Below are 22,745 nucleotides of genomic sequence, written 5' to 3' on the forward strand. Positions count from 1 at the left end.
AGGTTTATGCTTGCAAAGCGATAGCGTTGTCGAGTGATTGCAGGCGATCAGAATAATGGCGCCAGGTTGCTGCCTATCCAGTGGAAACCGGCCGTTGTGGCGCGGAAATAGTTAACCGTACTGCGCGCGAAACACCGGTTCGCTGACATACGACATTTGTCCTGCGGATAGGCTTGGCTAAGGTACGAATATCAATGTGACATTACATTGCCGATTGTTTAGGATGGCCTGTATAAGGTCAATAGTTTGGCAGTTAAGTAATTCCAAACAGTTATAGACGGAATATTGACGTCAAAAAACGTCAAAGATCATCGACATAGTTCCGCCTGAAGTGGCCTGCAAGTGCCGCTCTGGCACGGAAGTACCCACCGGGTCACACGGAGAGTCCAATGAGCAGCGTTGTAGCCATCGTCAAAAGTATTGTCGGCCAGGTTATCGCGGTATCCCCAGAGGGCATCCGGCGTGTACTCATTGAAGGTGACCGTCTGTTGGCCGGTGAGGAAGTGCTCACTGGCCCTGGTGGCGCAGTTACCCTGGAACTGGCTGATGGCCGCCTGCTCGACCTTGGCCGTGACAGCCAGTGGAGCGCCGATACACCCGACAGCAGCACCGACCTTGCCCAGGCCACTGCCCAGGCAGCGCCTTCGGTAGAAGAGCTGCAGCAGGCGATTGCTGCGGGTGTCGACCCGACTACCGAGCTTGAAGCTACCGCTGCTGGTCCGTCGGCAGCGGGTGGTGGTGGCGCGGCGGGCGGCGGCCATAGCTTCGTAATGCTGGAAGAGACTGCGGGCCGGGTTGATCCGACCGTCGGTTTCCCAACCGAGGGTTTAAGCTCTGCAGCCGCGCTCAACAGCGTGCAGGTCGGTCAGCTGGGCACCAACAACAATCTGGTGACCCCACCGACCACCGACGCCAACGTTGCTACCGACCTTGTCCTCGGCGCCACCCCTTCCATCAGTGAAGCGGGTGGCGTCATCGTCTATACCGCCACCGTGGGTCAGGCGCCAACTACCGACCTGGTGATTACCCTGTCCAATGGTGCCGTGATCACCATACCGGCGGGGCAGACAAGCGGCAGTGTCAATGTCCAGGTACCGGCAAACGATACGCCTTACATTGATGGCGGGCAGATCTCGACGACCGTCACCGGGAGTACTGGCGGTGGCGGCCTGACCGTCACATTGCCGCAAACGCCGGCGGTCACCCAGGTGACTGATACCATCGACACCACCACCGCAACGCTTACGGCTTCGCCGAGTGTGACCGAGGGCGGCGTGATCACCTATACCGTGACCCTGAGCAATCCTGCTCAGACCCCGGTAACCGTGACCCTGTCCAACGGCCAGACTGTGACCGTTGAAGCTGGCAAGACTCAGGGCAGTGTCGATTTCCAGACCCCGGCCAACGACGTCTACAACAACGGCTCGACCATCAGCGTCACCATCGAAAACGCTACTGGCGGTAACTTTGAACAGCTGACCCCGAACCCGACTCCGGCTCAGACCACGATCAATGACTCGGTCGACACCACCACTGCAACGTTGACCGCGAGCCCGTCGGTGACCGAAGGCGGTGTGATCACCTACACCGTGACCCTGAGCAATCCTGCCCAGACGCCGGTTACTGTGACCCTGTCCAACGGCCAGACCGTAACCGTTGAAGCCGGCAAGACCCAGGGCAGTGTCGATTTCCAGACGCCGGCCAACGACGTCTACAACAACGGCTCGACCATCAGCGTCACCATCGAAAACGCTACTGGCGGTAACTTTGAACAGCTGACCCCGAACCCGACTCCGGCTCAAACCACGATCAATGATTCGGTCGACACCACCACCGCGACCCTCACTGCATCGCCGAGCGTGACCGAAGGCGGCGTGATCACCTATACCGTGACCCTGAGCAACCCTGCTCAGACGCCGGTAACCGTGACCCTGTCCAACGGCCAGACTGTGACCGTTGAAGCTGGCAAGACTCAGGGCAGTGTCGATTTCCAGACCCCGGCCAACGACGTCTACAACAACGGCTCGACTGTCAGCGTCACCATCGAGAACGCCACCGGCGGTAACTTCGAACAACTGACCCCGAACCCGACTCCGGCTCAAACCACGATCAATGATTCGGTCGACACCACCACCGCGACCCTCACTGCATCGCCGAGCGTGACCGAAGGCGGCGTGATCACCTATACCGTGACCCTGAGCAACCCTGCTCAGACGCCGGTAACCGTGACCCTGTCCAACGGCCAGACTGTGACCGTTGAAGCTGGCAAGACTCAGGGCAGTGTCGATTTCCAGACCCCGGCCAACGACGTCTACAACAACGGCTCGACTGTCAGCGTCACCATCGAGAACGCCACCGGCGGTAACTTCGAACAACTGACCCCGAACCCGACTCCGGCTCAAACCACGATCAATGATTCGGTCGACACCACCACCGCGACCCTCACTGCATCGCCGAGCGTGACCGAAGGCGGCGTGATCACCTATACCGTGACCCTGAGCAACCCTGCTCAGACGCCGGTAACCGTGACCCTGTCCAACGGCCAGACCGTGACCGTTGAAGCGGGTAAGACCCAGGGCAGTGTCGATTTCCAGACGCCGGCCAACGACGTTTACAACAATGGCTCCACCGTTAGCGTCACCATCGAAAACGCCACTGGCGGTAACTTCGAACAACTGACGCCGAACCCGACCCCAGCTCAAACCACGATCAATGACTCGGTCGACACCACCACTGCAACGTTGACCGCGAGCCCGTCGGTGACCGAAGGCGGTGTGATCACCTACACCGTGACCCTGAGCAATCCTGCCCAGACGCCGGTTACTGTGACCCTGTCCAACGGCCAGACTGTGACCGTTGAAGCTGGCAAGACTCAGGGCAGTGTCGATTTCCAGACCCCGGCCAACGACGTCTACAACAACGGCTCGACTGTCAGCGTCACCATCGAGAACGCCACCGGCGGTAACTTCGAACAACTGACCCCGAACCCGACTCCGGCTCAAACCACGATCAATGATTCGGTCGACACCACCACCGCGACCCTCACTGCATCGCCGAGCGTGACCGAAGGCGGCGTGATCACCTATACCGTGACCCTGAGCAACCCTGCTCAGACGCCGGTAACCGTGACCCTGTCCAACGGCCAGACTGTGACCGTTGAAGCTGGCAAGACTCAGGGCAGTGTCGATTTCCAGACCCCGGCCAACGACGTCTACAACAACGGCTCGACTGTCAGCGTCACCATCGAGAACGCCACCGGCGGTAACTTCGAACAACTGACCCCGAACCCGACTCCGGCTCAAACCACGATCAATGATTCGGTCGACACCACCACCGCGACCCTCACTGCATCGCCGAGCGTGACCGAAGGCGGCGTGATCACCTATACCGTGACCCTGAGCAACCCTGCTCAGACGCCGGTAACCGTGACCCTGTCCAACGGCCAGACTGTGACCGTTGAAGCTGGCAAGACTCAGGGCAGTGTCGATTTCCAGACCCCGGCCAACGACGTCTACAACAACGGCTCGACCATCAGCGTCACCATCGAAAACGCTACTGGCGGTAACTTTGAACAGCTGACCCCGAACCCGACTCCGGCTCAAACCACGATCAATGATTCGGTCGACACCACCACCGCGACCCTCACTGCATCGCCGAGCGTGACCGAAGGCGGCGTGATCACCTATACCGTGACCCTGAGCAACCCTGCTCAGACGCCGGTAACCGTGACCCTGTCCAACGGCCAGACTGTGACCGTTGAAGCTGGCAAGACTCAGGGCAGTGTCGATTTCCAGACCCCGGCCAACGACGTCTACAACAACGGCTCGACTGTCAGCGTCACCATCGAGAACGCCACCGGCGGTAACTTCGAACAACTGACCCCGAACCCGACTCCGGCTCAGACCACGATCAATGATTCGGTCGACACCACCACCGCAACCCTCACTGCATCGCCGAGCGTGACCGAAGGCGGCGTGATCACCTACACCGTCACCCTGAGCAACCCTGCTCAGACGCCGGTAACCGTGACCCTGTCCAACGGCCAGACCGTGACCGTTGAAGCGGGCAAGACCCAGGGCAGTGTCGACTTCCAGACCCCGGCCAACGACGTTTACAACAACGGCTCGACCGTCAATGTCACCATCGAAAACGCCACTGGCGGTAACTTCGAACAACTGACGCCGAACCCGACCCCAGCTCAAACCACGATCAATGACTCGGTCGACACCACCACTGCAACGTTGACCGCGAGCCCGTCGGTGACCGAAGGCGGTGTGATCACCTACACCGTGACCCTGAGCAATCCTGCCCAGACGCCGGTTACTGTGACCCTGTCCAACGGCCAGACTGTGACCGTTGAAGCTGGCAAGACTCAGGGCAGTGTCGATTTCCAGACCCCGGCCAACGACGTCTACAACAACGGCTCGACTGTCAGCGTCACCATCGAGAACGCCACCGGCGGTAACTTCGAACAACTGACCCCGAACCCGACTCCGGCTCAGACCACGATCAATGATTCGGTCGACACCACCACCGCAACCCTCACTGCATCGCCGAGCGTGACCGAAGGCGGCGTGATCACCTACACCGTCACCCTGAGCAACCCTGCTCAGACGCCGGTAACCGTGACCCTGTCCAACGGCCAGACCGTGACCGTTGAAGCGGGCAAGACCCAGGGCAGTGTCGACTTCCAGACCCCGGCCAACGACGTTTACAACAACGGCTCGACCGTCAATGTCACCATCGAAAACGCCACTGGCGGTAACTTCGAACAACTGACGCCGAACCCGACCCCAGCTCAAACCACGATCAATGACTCGGTCGACACCACCACTGCAACGTTGACCGCGAGCCCGTCGGTGACCGAAGGCGGTGTGATCACCTACACCGTGACCCTGAGCAATCCTGCCCAGACGCCGGTTACTGTGACCCTGTCCAACGGCCAGACCGTAACCGTTGAAGCCGGCAAGACCCAGGGCAGTGTCGATTTCCAGACCCCGGCCAACGACGTCTACAACAACGGCTCGACTGTCAGCGTCACCATCGAGAACGCCACCGGCGGTAACTTCGAACAACTGACCCCGAACCCGACTCCGGCCCAGACCACGATCAATGATTCGGTCGACACCACCACCGCGACTCTCACTGCAGCGCCGAGCGTGACCGAAGGTGGCGTGATCACCTACACCGTCACCCTGAGCAACCCTGCTCAGACGCCGGTAACCGTGACCCTGTCCAACGGCCAGACCGTGACCGTTGAAGCTGGCAAGACCCAGGGCAGTGTCGACTTCCAGACCCCGGCCAACGACGTTTACAACAACGGCTCGACCGTCAATGTCACCATCGACAAAGCTACCGGTGGCAACTTCGAGCAACTGACGCCGGACCCAACACCTGCATCGACTGTCATCCAGGACAGCATTGACCCTGTAACTGTGAGCATCGTCAGCAATGGCAATGTGACTGAAGATCAGCAGCCTGTCTTTACTGTGAAAGTCAGTCAGGCGCTGGATAGGCCACTGACCGTTACCCTGTCCAATGGCGACAAGGTCACCATTGAAGCCGGTAAAACAGAGGTGGAGTACAAGGCGGCAGCCCAAGGTGATGATGTCTTCAAAGATCCCGGCTCTCTCACTCTTGGCGTTACTGACGCAAGCGTCCCAGGTGCCACCTTTGAGAAGCTGGAGTTCGGTAGCCCCGCGACTGTTGAAATCTCAGACACCATCAGTGAGGTTGTAGCCACGCTGACCGCGAGCCCTTCGGTGACCGAAGGCGGCGAGATTACCTACACCATCACGCTGACCAACAAAGATGGCCTGCCGATCAACAACCCTTCGGACCTGTACTTCAAGCTGACCGACGGCACCAACATTGTCGTGGCGGCCAACAGCACCGCCGGTTCGGCCACGGTTATCGCGCCGGACAACGTCTACGTCGGCACCAATGCGCCAGTGGTCAACGCCATTGACTCGGTCAGCGGCCAAGACGCGTGGAAGTTCGAGCAGCTGACCCTGGACAAGGCTGAGGTCAGCACCCAAGTCACCGACGAGCCTGGCACCCCGGGCAACGAAGGCGACATCGTCAAGGTCACCATCACGGCCGACCAGACCTCGGTCGCCGAGAACGTCAAACCGACGTTCACCGTGCATATCAATCAGCCTTTGGCTCACGACCTGGTCGTGACCCTGAGCAACGATGCCAAGGTCACCATCAAGGCTGGCGAAACCACCGCGGCTTACGAGCACGCAGCACAGGGCGATGACGTCTACCAAGATGCCGGCGAAATCACCTTGGGCATCAAGTCGGCAGCCGACGCTACCGGTGCAGCGTTCGAGAACCTGCAACTGGGCGGCGACGCTTCGGTAAAAGTCACCGACACCATCGATGAAGTGGTCGCCAAACTGACCGCTACCCCATCGGTGGCCGAAGGCGGCGAGATTACCTACACCATCACGCTGACCAACAAAGATGGCCTGCCGATCAACAACCCTTCGGACCTGTACTTCAAGCTGACCGACGGCACCAACATTGTCGTGGCGGCCAACAGCACCGCCGGTTCGGCCACGGTTATCGCGCCGGACAACGTCTACGTCGGCACCAATGCGCCAGTGGTCAACGCCATTGACTCGGTCAGCGGCCAAGACGCGTGGAAGTTCGAGCAGCTGACCCTGGACAAGGCTGAGGTCAGCACCCAAGTCACCGACGAGCCTGGCACCCCGGGCAACGAAGGCGACATCGTCAAGGTCACCATCACGGCCGACCAGACCTCGGTCGCCGAGAACGTCAAACCGACGTTCACCGTGCATATCAATCAGCCTTTGGCTCACGACCTGGTCGTGACCCTGAGCAACGATGCCAAGGTCACCATCAAGGCTGGCGAAACCACCGCGGCTTACGAGCACGCAGCACAGGGCGATGACGTCTACCAAGATGCCGGCGAAATCACCTTGGGTATCAAGTCGGCAGCCGACGCTACCGGTGCAGCGTTCGAGAACCTGCAACTGGGCGGCGACGCCTCGGTAAAAGTCACCGACACCATCGATGAAGTGGTCGCCAAACTGACCGCTACCCCATCGGTAACCGAAGGCGGCGAGATTACCTACACCATCACGCTTACCAACAAAGATGGCCTGCCGATCAACAACCACGCGGAGCTGTACTTCAAGCTGAGCGACGGTACCAATATCGTTGTGGCGGCCAACAGCACCACCGGTTCGGCCACGGTTATCGCGCCGGACAACGTCTACGTCGGCACCAATGCGCCAGTGGTCAACGCCATTGACTCGGTCAGCGGCCAAGACGCGTGGAAGTTCGAGCAGCTGACCCTGGACAAGGCTGAGGTCAGCACCCAAGTCACCGACGAGCCTGGCACCCCGGGCAACGAAGGCGACATCGTCAAGGTCACCATCACGGCCGACCAGACCTCGGTCGCCGAGAACGTCAAACCGACGTTCACCGTGCATATCAATCAGCCTTTGGCTCACGACCTGGTCGTGACCCTGAGCAACGATGCCAAGGTCACCATCAAGGCTGGCGAAACCACCGCGGCTTACGAGCACGCAGCACAGGGCGATGACGTCTACCAAGATGCCGGCGAAATCACCTTGGGCATCAAGTCGGCAGCCGACGCTACCGGTGCAGCGTTCGAGAACCTGCAACTGGGCGGCGACGCTTCGGTAAAAGTCACCGACACCATCGATGAAGTGGTCGCCAAACTGACCGCTACCCCATCGGTAACCGAAGGCGGCGAGATTACCTACACCATCACGCTTACCAACAAAGATGGCCTGCCGATCAACAACCACGCGGAGCTGTACTTCAAGCTGAGCGACGGTACCAATATCGTTGTGGCGGCCAACAGCACCACCGGTTCGGCCACGGTTATCGCGCCGGACAACGTCTACGTCGGCACCAATGCGCCAGTGGTCAACGCCATTGACTCGGTCAGCGGCCAAGACGCGTGGAAGTTCGAGCAGCTGACCCTGGACAAGGCTGAGGTCAGCACCCAAGTCACCGACGAGCCTGGCACCCCGGGCAACGAAGGCGACATCGTCAAGGTCACCATCACGGCCGACCAGACCTCGGTCGCCGAGAACGTCAAACCGACGTTCACCGTGCATATCAATCAGCCTTTGGCTCACGACCTGGTCGTGACCCTGAGCAACGATGCCAAGGTCACCATCAAGGCTGGCGAAACCACCGCGGCTTACGAGCACGCAGCACAGGGCGATGACGTCTACCAAGATGCCGGCGAAATCACCTTGGGTATCAAGTCGGCAGCCGACGCTACCGGTGCAGCGTTCGAGAACCTGCAACTGGGCGGCGACGCCTCGGTAAAAGTCACCGACACCATCGATGAAGTGGTCGCCAAACTGACCGCTACCCCATCGGTAACCGAAGGCGGCGAGATTACCTACACCATCACGCTTACCAACAAAGATGGCCTGCCGATCAACAACCACGCGGAGCTGTACTTCAAGCTGAGCGACGGTACCAATATCGTTGTGGCGGCCAACAGCACCACCGGTTCGGCCACGGTTATCGCGCCGGACAACGTCTACGTCGGCACCAATGCGCCAGTGGTCAACGCCATTGACTCGGTCAGCGGCCAAGACGCGTGGAAGTTCGAGCAGCTGACCCTGGACAAGGCTGAGGTCAGCACCCAAGTCACCGACGAGCCTGGCACCCCGGGCAACGAAGGCGACATCGTCAAGGTCACCATCACGGCCGACCAGACCTCGGTCGCCGAGAACGTCAAACCGACGTTCACCGTGCATATCAATCAGCCTTTGGCTCACGACCTGGTCGTGACCCTGAGCAACGATGCCAAGGTCACCATCAAGGCTGGCGAAACCACCGCGGCTTACGAGCACGCAGCACAGGGCGATGACGTCTACCAAGATGCCGGCGAAATCACCTTGGGCATCAAGTCGGCAGCCGACGCTACCGGTGCAGCGTTCGAGAACCTGCAACTGGGCGGCGACGCTTCGGTAAAAGTCACCGACACCATCGATGAAGTGGTCGCCAAACTGACCGCTACCCCATCGGTAACCGAAGGCGGCGAGATTACCTACACCATCACGCTGACCAACAAAGATGGCCTGCCGATCAACAACCACGCGGAGCTGTACTTCAAGCTGAGCGACGGCACCAATATCGTCGTGGCGGCCAACAGCACCACCGGTTCGGCCACGGTTATCGCGCCGGACAACGTCTACGTCGGCGCCAACGCGCCAGTGGTCAACGCTATTGACTCGGTCAGCGGCCAGGATGCGTGGAAGTTCGAGCAGCTGACCCTGGACAAGGCCGAGGTCAGCACCCAGGTCACCGACGAGCCTGGTACCCCGGGCAACGAAGGCGACATCGTCAAGGTCACCATCACAGCTGACCAGGTTTCGGTCGCCGAGAACGTCAAACCGACCTTTACCGTGCACATAAACACGGTGCTGGCGCATGACCTGACTGTGACCCTGAGCAATAACGCAGTCGTGACAATCAAGGCCGGTCAAACTTCGAGCGAGCCGTACACTCACGACGCACAGGGCGATGACGTCTACCAAGACGCCGGCGAAATCACCTTGGGCATCAAGTCGGCGGCCGATGCTACCGGTGCAGCGTTCGAGAACCTGCAACTGGGCGGCGACGCTTCGGTAAAAGTCACCGACACCATCGATGAAGTGGTCGCCAAACTGACCGCTACCCCATCGGTGGCCGAAGGCGGCGAGATTACCTACACCATCACGCTGACCAACAAAGATGGCCTGCCGATCAACAACCCTTCGGACCTGTACTTCAAGCTGACCGACGGCACCAACATTGTCGTGGCGGCCAACAGCACCACCGGTTCGGCCACGGTTATCGCACCGGACAACGTCTACGTCGGCACCAACGCACCAGTGGTCAACGCCATTGATTCGGTCAGCGGCCAGGATGCGTGGAAGTTCGAGCAACTGACTCTGGACAAGACCGAGGTACAAACTCAGGTTACTGACGAGCCGTCTGGCCAAGGCGACTTGGTCAAGGTCAGCATCGCTGCCGATCAGCTGTCTGTGAATGAGGCTACTGCGCCGACCTTCACCGTTACCCTGAACAAGGCGCTCGACAAGCCGTTCACCGTAACCCTGAGCACCGGTGCGACCCTGACCTTCGCAGCAGGCGAGACCACTAAGTCCTACGCCGCTCCGGCGCAGGGCGATGACGTGTTCAAGGACGAAGGCAAGATCACTGTCAGCATCACCAAGGCCGAAGTGGTCGGCGAGCAGCTGGAAAATCTGCAGATCGGCCAGCCTGCTACCGTTGCGGTCACCGATACGCAGAGCCCGGTTACTGCCCAGCTCACTGTGGATAACACCACTGTGTCCGAAGGCGGCAAGATCACCTATACCGTGACTCTGGTCAGCGCAGATCCAAGCCTGCCAGTGACTAATCACAAAGGCCTGACCTTCACCCTGACTGACGGCACCACTGTGACCGTCAAGGCAGGCGAGGCCACCGGTTCGGTTACCGTCACTGCGCCAGACAACGTCTACGTCAACGATCCAGTGACCATCACCCAAGGCCTGACCAAGGTCGAAGGCGCTGGCGCCGATCAGTTCGAGCAGCTGAATCTGGGCAAAGATACTGTCAGCACAGTAGTCACCGATGAGCCAGGCACTCCGGGTAACCCGGGCGGCAACAACGAAGGTGACTTGGTCAAAGTCTCTATCGTGGCCGATCAAGTTTCAGTCAACGAAGCCACTGAACCAACCTTCACCATTACCCTGAACAAGGCGCTCGACAAGCCGTTCACCGTGACCTTGAGCACTGGTGCGACCCTGACCTTCGCGGCCGGCGAGACCACCAAGTCCTATGCCGCTCCGGCGCAGGGCGATGACGTGTTCAAGGACGAAGGCAAGATCACCGTCAGCATCACCAAGGCCGAAGTGGTCGGTGAGCAGCTGGAAAACCTGCAGATCGGCCAGCCTGCGTCCGTAGCTGTGACCGATACGCAGAGCCCGGTTACTGCTCAGCTCACTGTGGATAACACCACTGTGGCCGAAGGTGGCAAGATCACTTACACCGTGACCCTGGTCAGCGCCGATCCGAGCCTGCCAGTGACCAACCACAAGGGCCTGACCTTCACCCTGACCGACGGCACAATCGTCACGGTCAAAGCCGGTGAATCGGTCGGCACCACCACCGTCACTGCGCCAGACAACGTCTACGTAAACGATCCGGTCACCATCACCCAAGGTCTGACCAAGGTCGAAGGCGCTGGCGCTGATCAATTCGAACAACTGAACCTGGGCAAAAATACCGTCAGCACAGTAGTTACCGATGAGCCGGGCACTCCAGGTAACCCAGGTGGCAATAACGAAGGCGACCTGGTCAAGGTCACCATCGCTGCGGATCAGCTGTCCGTGAATGAGGCGACTGAGCCAACCTTCACCGTCACCCTGAACAAGGCGCTCGACAAGCCGTTCACCGTAACCCTGAGCACCGGTGCGACCCTGACCTTCGCGGCCGGCGAGACTACCAAGTCCTATGCCGCTCCGGCGCAGGGCGATGACGTGTTCAAGGACGAAGGCAAGATCACCGTCAGCATCACCAAGGCAGAAGTGGTCGGCGAGCAGCTGGAAAATCTGCAGATCGGTCAGCCTGCGTCCGTAGCTGTGACCGATACGCAGAGCCCGGTTACTGCTGAACTGTCGGTAGACAACACTACCGTCGCTGAAGGCGGCAAGATCACCTACACCGTGACTCTGGTCAGCGCTGATCCAAGCTTGCCAGTAACCAACCACAAAGGTCTGACCTTCACGCTGACTGACGGCACTACTGTGACTGTCAAGGCAGGCGAGGCTACCGGTTCCGTTACCGTCACTGCGCCAGACAACGTCTACGTCAACGATCCAGTCACCATCACTCAAGGCCTGACCAAGGTCGAAGGCGCTGGCGCCGATCAGTTCGAGCAGCTGAACCTGGGCAAAGATACCGTCAGCACCTCCGTGACTGACGAGCCGGGTACTCCGGGTAACCCAGGTGGCAATAACGAAGGCGATCTGGTCAAGGTCAGCATCGTGGCTGACCAAGTCTCGGTCAACGAAGCCACTGAGCCAACCTTCACCGTCACCCTGAACAAGGCTTTGGACAAGCCGTTCACCGTGACCTTGAGCACTGGTGCGACCCTGACCTTCGCGGCCGGCGAGACCACCAAGTCCTATGCCGCACCGGCGCAGGGCGATGACGTGTTCAAGGACGAAGGTAAGATCACTGTCAGCATCACCAAGGCCGAAGTGGTCGGTGAGCAGCTGGAAAACCTGCAGATCGGCCAGCCTGCGTCCGTAGCTGTGACCGATACGCAGAGCCCGGTTACTGCCCAGCTCACTGTGGATAACACCACTGTGGCCGAAGGCGGCAAGATCACCTATACCGTGACCCTGGTCAGCGCTGATCCAAGCCTGCCAGTAACCAACCACAAAGGTCTGACCTTCACCCTGACTGACGGCACCACTGTGACCGTCAAGGCAGGCGAGGCCACCGGTTCGGTTACCGTTACTGCACCAGACAACGTCTACGTCAATGATCCAGTCACCATCACCCAAGGCCTGACCAAGGTAGAAGGCGCTGGCGCCGATCAGTTCGAGCAGCTGAACCTAGGCAAGGATACTGTCAGCACAGTAGTCACCGATGAGCCAGGCACCCCTGGTAACCCAGGCGGCAACAACGAAGGCGATCTGGTCAAGGTCAGCATCGTGGCTGACCAAGTCTCGGTCAACGAAGCAACCGAACCTACCTTCACCGTCACCCTGAATAAGGCTTTGGACAAGCCGTTCACCGTGACCTTGAGCACTGGTGCGACCCTGACCTTCGCGGCCGGCGAGACCACCAAGTCCTATGCCGCACCGGCGCAGGGCGATGACGTGTTCAAGGACGAAGGTAAGATCACTGTCAGCATCACCAAGGCCGAAGTGGTCGGTGAGCAGCTGGAAAACCTGCAGATCGGCCAGCCTGCGTCCGTAGCTGTGACCGATACGCAGAGCCCGGTTACTGCCCAGCTCACTGTGGATAACACCACTGTGGCCGAAGGCGGCAAGATCACCTATACCGTGACCCTGGTCAGCGCTGATCCAAGCCTGCCAGTAACCAACCACAAAGGTCTGACCTTCACCCTGACTGACGGCACCACTGTGACCGTCAAGGCAGGCGAGGCCACCGGTTCGGTTACCGTTACTGCACCAGACAACGTCTACGTCAATGATCCAGTCACCATCACCCAAGGCCTGACCAAGGTAGAAGGCGCTGGCGCCGATCAGTTCGAGCAGCTGAACCTAGGCAAGGATACTGTCAGCACAGTAGTCACCGATGAGCCAGGCACCCCTGGTAACCCAGGCGGCAACAACGAAGGCGATCTGGTCAAGGTCAGCATCGTGGCTGACCAAGTCTCGGTCAACGAAGCAACCGAACCTACCTTCACCGTCACCCTGAACAAGGCTTTGGACAAGCCGTTCACCGTGACCCTGAGCACCGGTGCGACCCTGACCTTTGCGGCAGGCGAGACCACCAAGTCCTACGCCGCACCGGCGCAGGGCGATGACGTGTTCAAGGACGAAGGCAAGATCACCGTCAGCATCACCAAGGCGGAAGTGGTCGGCGAGCAACTGGAAAACCTGCAGATCGGCCAGCCTGCGTCCGTAGCTGTGACCGATACGCAGAGCCCGGTTACTGCTCAGCTCACTGTGGATAACACCACTGTGGCCGAAGGTGGCAAGATCACTTACACCGTGACCCTGGTCAGCGCCGATCCGAGCCTGCCAGTAACCAACCACAAAGGTCTGACCTTCACGCTGACTGATGGCACTACTGTGACCGTCAAGGCAGGTGAGGCCACCGGTTCGGTTACCGTCACTGCGCCAGACAACGTCTATGTCAACGACCCGGTCAACATCACCCAAGGCCTGACCAAGGTCGAAGGTGCTGGCGCCGATCAGTTCGAACAACTGAATCTGGGCAAAGATACCGTCAGCACAGTAGTCACCGATGAGCCTGGCACTCCAGGCAACCCGGGCGGCAACAACGAAGGTGACTTGGTCAAAGTCACCATCGTGGCCGATCAGGTTTCGGTCAACGAAGCCACAGAACCTACCTTCACCGTCACCTTGAACAAGGCTTTGGACAAGCCGTTCACCGTGACCCTGAGCACCGGTGCCACCCTGACCTTTGCGGCAGGCGAGACCACCAAGTCCTACGCCGCACCGGCGCAGGGCGATGACGTGTTCAAGGACGAGGGCAAGATCACTGTCAGCATCACCAAGGCCGAAGTGGTCGGTGAGCAGCTGGAAAATCTGCAGATCGGCCAGCCTGCGTCCGTAGCTGTGACCGATACGCAGAGCCCGGTTACTGCCCAGCTCACTGTGGATAACACCACTGTGTCCGAAGGCGGCAAGATCACCTATACCGTGACTCTGGTCAGCGCAGATCCAAGCCTGCCAGTGACTAATCACAAAGACCTGACCTTCACCCTGACTGACGGCACCACTGTGACCGTCAAGGCAGGCGAGGCCACCGGTTCGGTTACCGTCACTGCACCAGACAACGTCTACGTCAACGATCCAGTGACCATCACCCAAGGCCTGACCAAGGTCGAAGGCGCTGGCGCCGATCAGTTCGAGCAGCTGAACCTGGGCAAAGATACCGTCAGCACCTCCGTGACTGACGAGCCGGGTACTCCGGGTAACCCAGGTGGCAATAACGAAGGCGATCTGGTCAAGGTCAGCATCGTGGCTGACCAAGTCTCGGTCAACGAAGCAACCGAACCTACCTTCACCGTCACCCTGAACAAGGCTTTGGACAAGCCGTTCACCGTAACCCTGAGCACCGGTGCCACCCTGACCTTCGCGGCCGGCGAGACCACCAAGTCCTACGCCGCTCCGGCGCAGGGCGATGACGTGTTCAAGGACGAAGGCAAGATCACCGTCAGCATCACCAAGGCAGAAGTGGTCGGCGAGCAGCTGGAAAACCTGCAGATCGGTCAGCCTGCGTCCGTAGCTGTGACCGATACGCAGAGCCCGGTTACTGCCCAGCTCACTGTGGATAACACCACTGTGGCCGAAGGTGGCAAGATCACTTACACCGTGACCCTGGTCAGCGCCGATCCGAGCCTGCCAGTGACCAACCACAAGGGCCTGACCTTCACCCTGACCGACGGCACAATCGTCACGGTCAAAGCCGGTGAATCGGTCGGCACCACCACTGTCACTGCGCCAGACAACGTCTACGTAAACGATCCGGTCACCATCACCCAAGGTCTGACCAAGGTCGAAGGCGCTGGCGCTGATCAATTCGAACAACTGAACCTGGGCAAAGATACCGTCAGCACAGTAGTTACCGATGAGCCGGGCACTCCAGGTAACCCAGGTGGCAATAACGAAGGCGACCTGGTCAAGGTCACCATCGCTGCGGATCAGCTGTCCGTGAATGAGGCGACTGAGCCAACCTTCACCGTCACCCTGAACAAGGCGCTCGACAAGCCGTTCACCGTAACCCTGAGCACCGGTGCGACCCTGACCTTCGCGGCCGGCGAGACTACCAAGTCCTATGCCGCTCCGGCGCAGGGCGATGACGTGTTCAAGGACGAAGGCAAGATCACCGTCAGCATCACCAAGGCCGAAGTGGTCGGTGAGCAGCTGGAAAACCTGCAGATCGGCCAGCCTGCGTCCGTAGCTGTGACCGATACGCAGAGCCCGGTTACTGCTCAGCTCACTGTGGATAACACCACTGTGGCCGAAGGTGGCAAGATCACTTACACCGTGACCCTGGTCAGCGCCGATCCGAGCCTGCCAGTAACCAACCACAAAGGTCTGACCTTCACCCTGACCGACGGCACAATCGTCACGGTCAAAGCCGGTGAATCGGTCGGCACCACCACCGTCACTGCGCCAGACAACGTCTACGTAAACGATCCGGTCACCATCACCCAAGGTCTGACCAAGGTCGAAGGCGCTGGCGCTGATCAATTCGAACAACTGAACCTGGGCAAAAATACCGTCAGCACAGTAGTTACCGATGAGCCGGGCACTCCAGGTAACCCAGGTGGCAATAACGAAGGCGACCTGGTCAAGGTCAGCATCGTGGCCGATCAAGTCTCGGTCAACGAAGCCACTGAGCCAACCTTCACCGTCACCCTGAACAAGGCGCTCGACAAGCCGTTCACCGTAACCCTGAGCACCGGTGCGACCCTGACCTTCGCAGCAGGCGAGACCACTAAGTCCTACGCCGCTCCGGCGCAGGGCGATGACGTGTTCAAGGACGAAGGCAAGATCACCGTCAGCATCACCAAGGCGGAAGTGGTCGGTGAGCAGCTGGAAAACCTGCAGATCGGCCAGCCTGCGTCCGTAGCTGTGACCGATACGCAGAGCCCGGTTACTGCCCAGCTCACTGTGGATAACACCACTGTGGCCGAAGGCGGCAAGATCACCTATACCGTGACCCTGGTCAGCGCTGATCCAAGCCTGCCAGTAACCAACCACAAAGGTCTGACCTTCACCCTGACTGACGGCACCACTGTGACCGTCAAGGCAGGCGAGGCCACCGGTTCGGTTACCGTTACTGCACCAGACAACGTCTACGTCAATGATCCAGTCACCATCACCCAAGGCCTGACCAAGGTAGAAGGCGCTGGCGCCGATCAGTTCGAGCAGCTGAATCTGGGCAAAGATACTGTCAGCACAGTAGTTACCGATGAGCCGGGCACTCCAGGTAACCCAGGTGGCAATAACGAAGGCGACCTGGTCAAGGTCAGCATCGTGGCCGATCAAGTCTCGGTCAACGAAGCCACTGAGCCAACCTTCACCGTCACCCTGAATAAGGCTTTGGACAAGCCGTTCACCGTGACCTTGAGCACTGGTGCGACCCTGACCTTCGCGGCCGGCGAGACCACCAAGTCCTATGCCGCACCGGCGCAGGGCGATGACGTGTTCAAGGACGAAGGTAAGATCACTGTCAGCATCACCAAGGCCGAAGTGGTCGGTGAGCAGCTGGAAAACCTGCAGATCGGCCAGCCTGCGTCCGTAGCTGTGACCGATACGCAGAGCCCGGTTACTGCCCAGCTCACTGTGGATAACACCACTGTGGCCGAAGGCGGCAAGATCACCTATACCGTGACTCTGGTCAGCGCAGATCCAAGCCTGCCAGTAACCAACCACAAAGGTCTGACCTTCACGCTGACTGACGGGACTACTGTGACCGTTAAAGCAGGTGAGGCCACCGGTTCTGTTACCGTCACCGCGCCAGACAACGTCTACGTCAACGATCCAGTCACCATCACCCAAGGTCTGACCAAGGTCGAGGGCGCCGGCGCTGATCAGTTCGAGCAGCTTAACCTGGGCAAGGATACTGTCAGCACAGTAGTCACCGATGAGCCAGGCACTCCGGGTAACCCGGGCGGAAACAACGAAGGCGACTTGGTCAAAGTCACGATCGTGGCCGATCAAGTTTCGGTCAACGAAGCAACCGAACCAACCTTCACCGTCACCCTGAACAAGGCTTTGGACAAGCCGTTCACCGTAACCCTGAGCACCGGTGCGACCCTGACCTTCGCGGCAGGCGAGACCACCAAGTCCTACGCCGCTCCGGCGCAGGGCGATGACGTGTTCAAGGATGAAGGCAAGATCACCGTCAGCATCACCAAGGCAGAAGTGGTCGGCGAGCAGCTGGAAAATCTGCAGATCGGTCAGCCTGCGTCCGTAGCTGTGACCGATACGCAGAGCCCGGTGACTGCTGAACTGTCGGTAGACAACACCACTGTGTCCGAAGGCGGCAAGATCACCTATACCGTGACTCTGGTCAGCGCAGATCCAAGCCTGCCAGTGACTAATCACAAAGGCCTGACCTTCACGCTGACTGATGGCACTACTGTGACCGTCAAGGCAGGTGAGGCCACCGGTTCGGTTACCGTCACTGCGCCAGACAACGTCTACGTCAACGACCCGGTCACCATCACCCAAGGCCTGACCAAGGTCGAAGGTGCTGGCGCCGATCAGTTCGAACAACTGAATCTGGGCAGCACCAAAGTCAGCACATCGGTAACCGACGAACCGTCTGGCCAAGGCGACCTGGTCAAGGTCAGCATCGTTGCCAACCAGTCTTCGGTCAACGAAGCCACTGCACCAACCTTCACCGTCAGCCTGAACAAGCCGCTGGACAAGGACCTGACCGTCACCCTGAGCAACAACGACACCGTGCTCTTCAAGGCGGGCGAGACCAGCAAGGTCTACACCGCACCGGCGCAAGGTGACGACGTGTTCAAGGACCCGGGCACCGTCACGGTGGGTATCAGCAAGGCCGAAGTGCCGAACGCCACCTTCGAGAAGCTGGAGTTCAGCAACCCGGCCTCGGTCAGCGTGACCGATACCGAAAGCAAGGTCACTGCAGTGCTGTCGGTGGACAAGTCCACCGTGGCCGAAGGTGGCGCGATCACGTACACCGTGACCCTGGTGGGCGATAACAGCAACCTGCCGGTTACCGGCCATGGCGGTGTGACCGTCACCCTGAGCGGTGGCACCCAGGTCACCATCAATGCGGGTTCGGCCACCGGCAGCGTCACCATCAATGCGCCGGACGACGTATACGTAGGCGGCCAGCCGACGATCACCAAGTCGATCACCGACATCACCGTGAGCGGCGACAAGGTGTTCGAGAAACTGGTGCCGAGCACTACCAGCGTCAGCACATCGGTTACCGATGAACCGTCTGGCCAAGGCGACCTGGTCAAGGTCAGCATCGTTGCCAACCAGTCTTCGGTCAACGAAGCCACTGCACCAACCTTCACCGTCAGCCTGAACAAGCCGCTGGACAAGGACCTGACCGTCACCTTGAGCAACAACGACACCGTGCTCTTCAAGGCGGGCGAGACCAGCAAGGTCTACACCGCACCGGCGCAAGGTGACGACGTGTTCAAGGACCCGGGCACCGTCACGGTGGGTATCAGCAAGGCCGAAGTGCCGAACGCCACCTTCGAGAAGCTGGAGTTCAGCAACCCGGCCTCGGTCAGCGTGACCGATACCGAAAGCAAGGTCACTGCAGTGCTGTCGGTGGACAAGTCCACCGTGGCCGAAGGTGGCGCGATCACGTACACCGTGACCCTGGTGGGCGATAACAGCAACCTGCCGGTTACCGGCCATGGCGGTGTGACCGTCACCCTGAGCGGTGGCACCCAGGTCACCATCAATGCGGGTTCGGCCACCGGCAGCGTCACCATCAATGCGCCGGACGACGTATACGTAGGCGGCCAGCCGACGATCACCAAGTCGATCACCGACATCACCGTGAGCGGCGACAAGGTGTTCGAGAAACTGGTGCCGAGCACCACCAGCGTCAGCACATCGGTCACCGACGAGCCGTCTGGCCAAGGTGACGTTGCCAAAGTCAGCATCAACGGCACGACGTCTCTGAACGAAGGCGAGACGGGTACTTACACCCTGAACCTCACCCACGAGGCCAAGGACGAAGTCACCGTTACGCTCAGCTACAGCGGCACCGCCAAGAACGGCGAGGACTTCATCGGTGTGACCACTGTGAAGATTCCGGCCAATAGCAGCGGTACCACGTTCACCATCGGCACCATCGACGACAAGCTGGTCGAAGGTACCGAAAACTTTGTGGTAACGATCGTAGGCGTGTCGGGTGGCAAGTTCGAGAACCTGCAGGTGGATACCAGCAAGTCGAGCGTTACCACGGCCATCGTGGACAACGACCACCTGCCAGTTTCGAGCGGCGGTGCAGTGTTTGGTGTGGAAGACACCGACTATGTGTTTGCCTGGAGCGACTTCAATGTTTCCGACCCCGATGGCAACACTGGTCTGTCGGTAACCATCAGCTCGATCCCGGGCTCCGGCACGTTGCAGTTCTTCAACGGCACGGCCTGGACGAATGTGGGCGTTGGCCAGGTTGTCAGCCAGGCCAGCATCGAGGCCGGCAACCTGAAGTTCGTTCCGCTGCGCAACGAGTCGGGGACCGATAATTATGGCGGCAACGGCGTGGGCAACCAGCAAGCCGACTACGCGCAATTCAAGTTCAAGCCGAATGACGGCACCAACGTAGGCACAGATTCGACCATGAAGGTCGACATTCGCCCGGTTGCCGACAAGCCGACGCTGAATTTCGGCAGCGCCGACATCGATTCCAAAGGCCTCACCAAGGAAGTCTGGAACAGCCTCAAAGGTCTTGGCACGGGTGGTAACGGCATTACCGGCGATGACCTGAAGACGGTCTTTGCCAACTCGGGCAGTGCCAGCTCCAGCAGCACCACGACCAATGTTCAGTCCGATGGCAGCGTTGCAGGTGGCACCGGTTCGAAAACCTCTGGCCTGATCTACCTCGAAGCCGGCAAGACGTACACCTTCAGCGGCACTGCCGACGACAGCTTCGTGGTCACCATCGGCGGCAAGACTGTGGTCACTGCCACCTGGGGTGCTGGTGGCCAGGTGTCGGGGACCTTTACCCCGAACACCAGCGGCTACTACCCGATCGAGGTCTACCATGCCAACCAGGCCGGCCCAGGCAGCTATGACCTGAACATCAAGGTCGGCGACGGTCGCGTCACCGACCTGAGCAGCTCGAACATCAAGATGTACCAGAACGTGACCGAGATGGCCAAGGCTGGCCTGGGCGTGTCCGATCTGCACACTGTGAACGGGCAAAGCTACTACGACGGCTACAAGCTCAACGAGGGGCCGGAGGGCGGCTCGGTCAAACTGGTGGCTATCTCTACCGCCCTGACCGACACTGACGGTTCGGAAACCCTGAGCGTAAGCCTCAGTGGTATCCCCAAAGGGACCGTGCTCAGCGACGGTGCAGGCCATACTGTCACAGTAGGCAGCACGCCGGTGGACGTAACGGGCTGGAAACTCAGCAGCCTGACGCTGACGCCACCGACCTACTACAAAGGTTCGTTCGACGTTACGGTCATCTCGACTGCCACTGAAAGCGTGGGTGGTTCGGCTATTACCACCGGCAATATCCCGGTAACCGTGTATCCCGCGACCTACAAGGCCAGCGTAGGCACATCGGGCAACGACGCCCTCACCGGCAGCGAAGGTAACGACATCATCGTCGCCGACGTGGCGGGCCTGAACGTGGTCCAGGGCAAGAACTACAACATTGCCTTCATGGTCGACAGCTCGGGCAGCATGAGCGATAAGTCGATTGCCGATGCCAAGACGCAGTTGGCTTCGGTATTCAACTCGCTCAAGGCCAGCCTGGGTGCTGATACCTCGGGTACGGTGAACATCTTCCTCGTCGACTTCGACAGCCAGGTGAACAAGAACGTGGCGGTGAACCTTGCCGACGCGGATGCATTGAGCAAGTTGCAGGCGGTACTTAACTCGATGGTGGGTGGTTACTACGGGGGCGGCACCAACTACGAGGACGCCTTCAAGACCACGTCCAACTTCTTCAAGAGCACCATCGCCACCGGTAACAAAGGTGCTGAAAACCTGACGTACTTCATTACCGATGGTAAGCCAACGTTCTATCAGAGTGGCGAGTCGACCAACCCTCGTTTGTGGACCGGCGGCAAGTACCTGGACGATGTGGTGAACGTCAACAATTACAAAATTGGCGATACGTTCAGCACCATGGTCGATAGTACGCACAGGTTCGACATCGACAGCAGTGGCACTGTTTACGTCTACACGTACAAGAGCAATGGTACTGTCGATACCTACGAAGTGGGCACCATCCATGCCCAAGGTGATGGCACCTACGAGATATCCTCGCGAGCGGGCTGGGGGAATGAGTGGAGCTATAGCGAGGCGGCCTCGGGTTCCACGGCTAGCTTCGCTGTGCTGGGTGGCACTAACGGTTTGAGCAAAGTCCAGGCTATCGGCTTGAACAGCGATGTGACGCTCACTGATTTGAAGCCGTACGACAGCGCAGGCAAGCCGCAGACCAACATCGACCCGTCCGACCTGGCGAAGGCGATTCTCGGTCATACCGAAGCCACGGTGCCAGGTGCCGATACCATCGACGGTGGCAACGGCAACGACATCATCTTCGGCGACCTGATTACCCTCAATGGTGTCGTCAGCGAGGGCTATCAGGCCCTGCAAAGCTATGTCGCACAGAAGAGCGGCGTTGATGTCAGCTCCATCACCACCAGCAATGTCCACCAGTACATCACTGAGCACTACAACGAGTTCGACATCTCCGGCGCCAAAGACGGCAACGACATCCTGTCAGGCGGCAATGGCAACGACATTCTCTTTGGCCAAGGTGGTAACGACACGCTCGATGGTGGCAAAGGCAACGATATCCTGCTGGGCGGTACCGGGAACGACACCCTCATCGGTGGCCAGGGCGACGATATCCTGATCGGTGGCAGCGGCGCAGACACCTTCGTGTGGAAGGCGGGTGATTTCGGTAACGACGTCATCAAGGACTTCAAGATGGGGGACAAGGACAAGATCGACTTGAGCGATCTGCTGCAAGGCGAGAAGGGCAGTACTATCGACAATTACCTGAAGCTCACCACGGTTGAAGGTACGACCACCTTGCAGGTCAGCAGCGAAGGCAAGCTCAACGCCGCAGGCGGTATCGCCAATGCCGATGTGACCATCAAGCTTGAAGGGGTGAACTGGTCCAACACCACGATCAACTCGTTGATCAGCGGTGCTGACCCGACCATCATCATCCACAACAAGGACAGCTGATGTGTTGAAGGGGCCGCGCCTGACCGTCGCGGCCCCTGTTTCATTCCACAAGGCCGCGCC

At 59.5% G+C, this 22,745-nt stretch carries 1 protein-coding gene; it reads left to right on the forward strand.

The features are described from left to right. Positions 1–389: 389 nt before the first annotated feature. The gene (locus tag L1P09_RS00680; RefSeq protein ID WP_329608869.1) at positions 390–22,685 is read left to right on the forward strand and encodes a retention module-containing protein; all 22,296 of its coding nucleotides are present in this window, start codon (positions 390–392) and stop codon (positions 22,683–22,685) included. The last annotated feature ends 60 nt before the right edge of the window (positions 22,686–22,745 follow it).

It is taken from the genome of Pseudomonas juntendi (genome assembly GCF_021560075.1).
Lineage (GTDB): Bacteria > Pseudomonadota > Gammaproteobacteria > Pseudomonadales > Pseudomonadaceae > Aquipseudomonas > Aquipseudomonas juntendi.

Bases quoted from the DNA above. Each gene is read 5' to 3' on its own strand.
- L1P09_RS00680 (WP_329608869.1), top strand. From the start codon at position 390: ATGAGCAGCGTTGTAGCCATCGTCAAAAGTATTGTCGGCCAGGTTATC.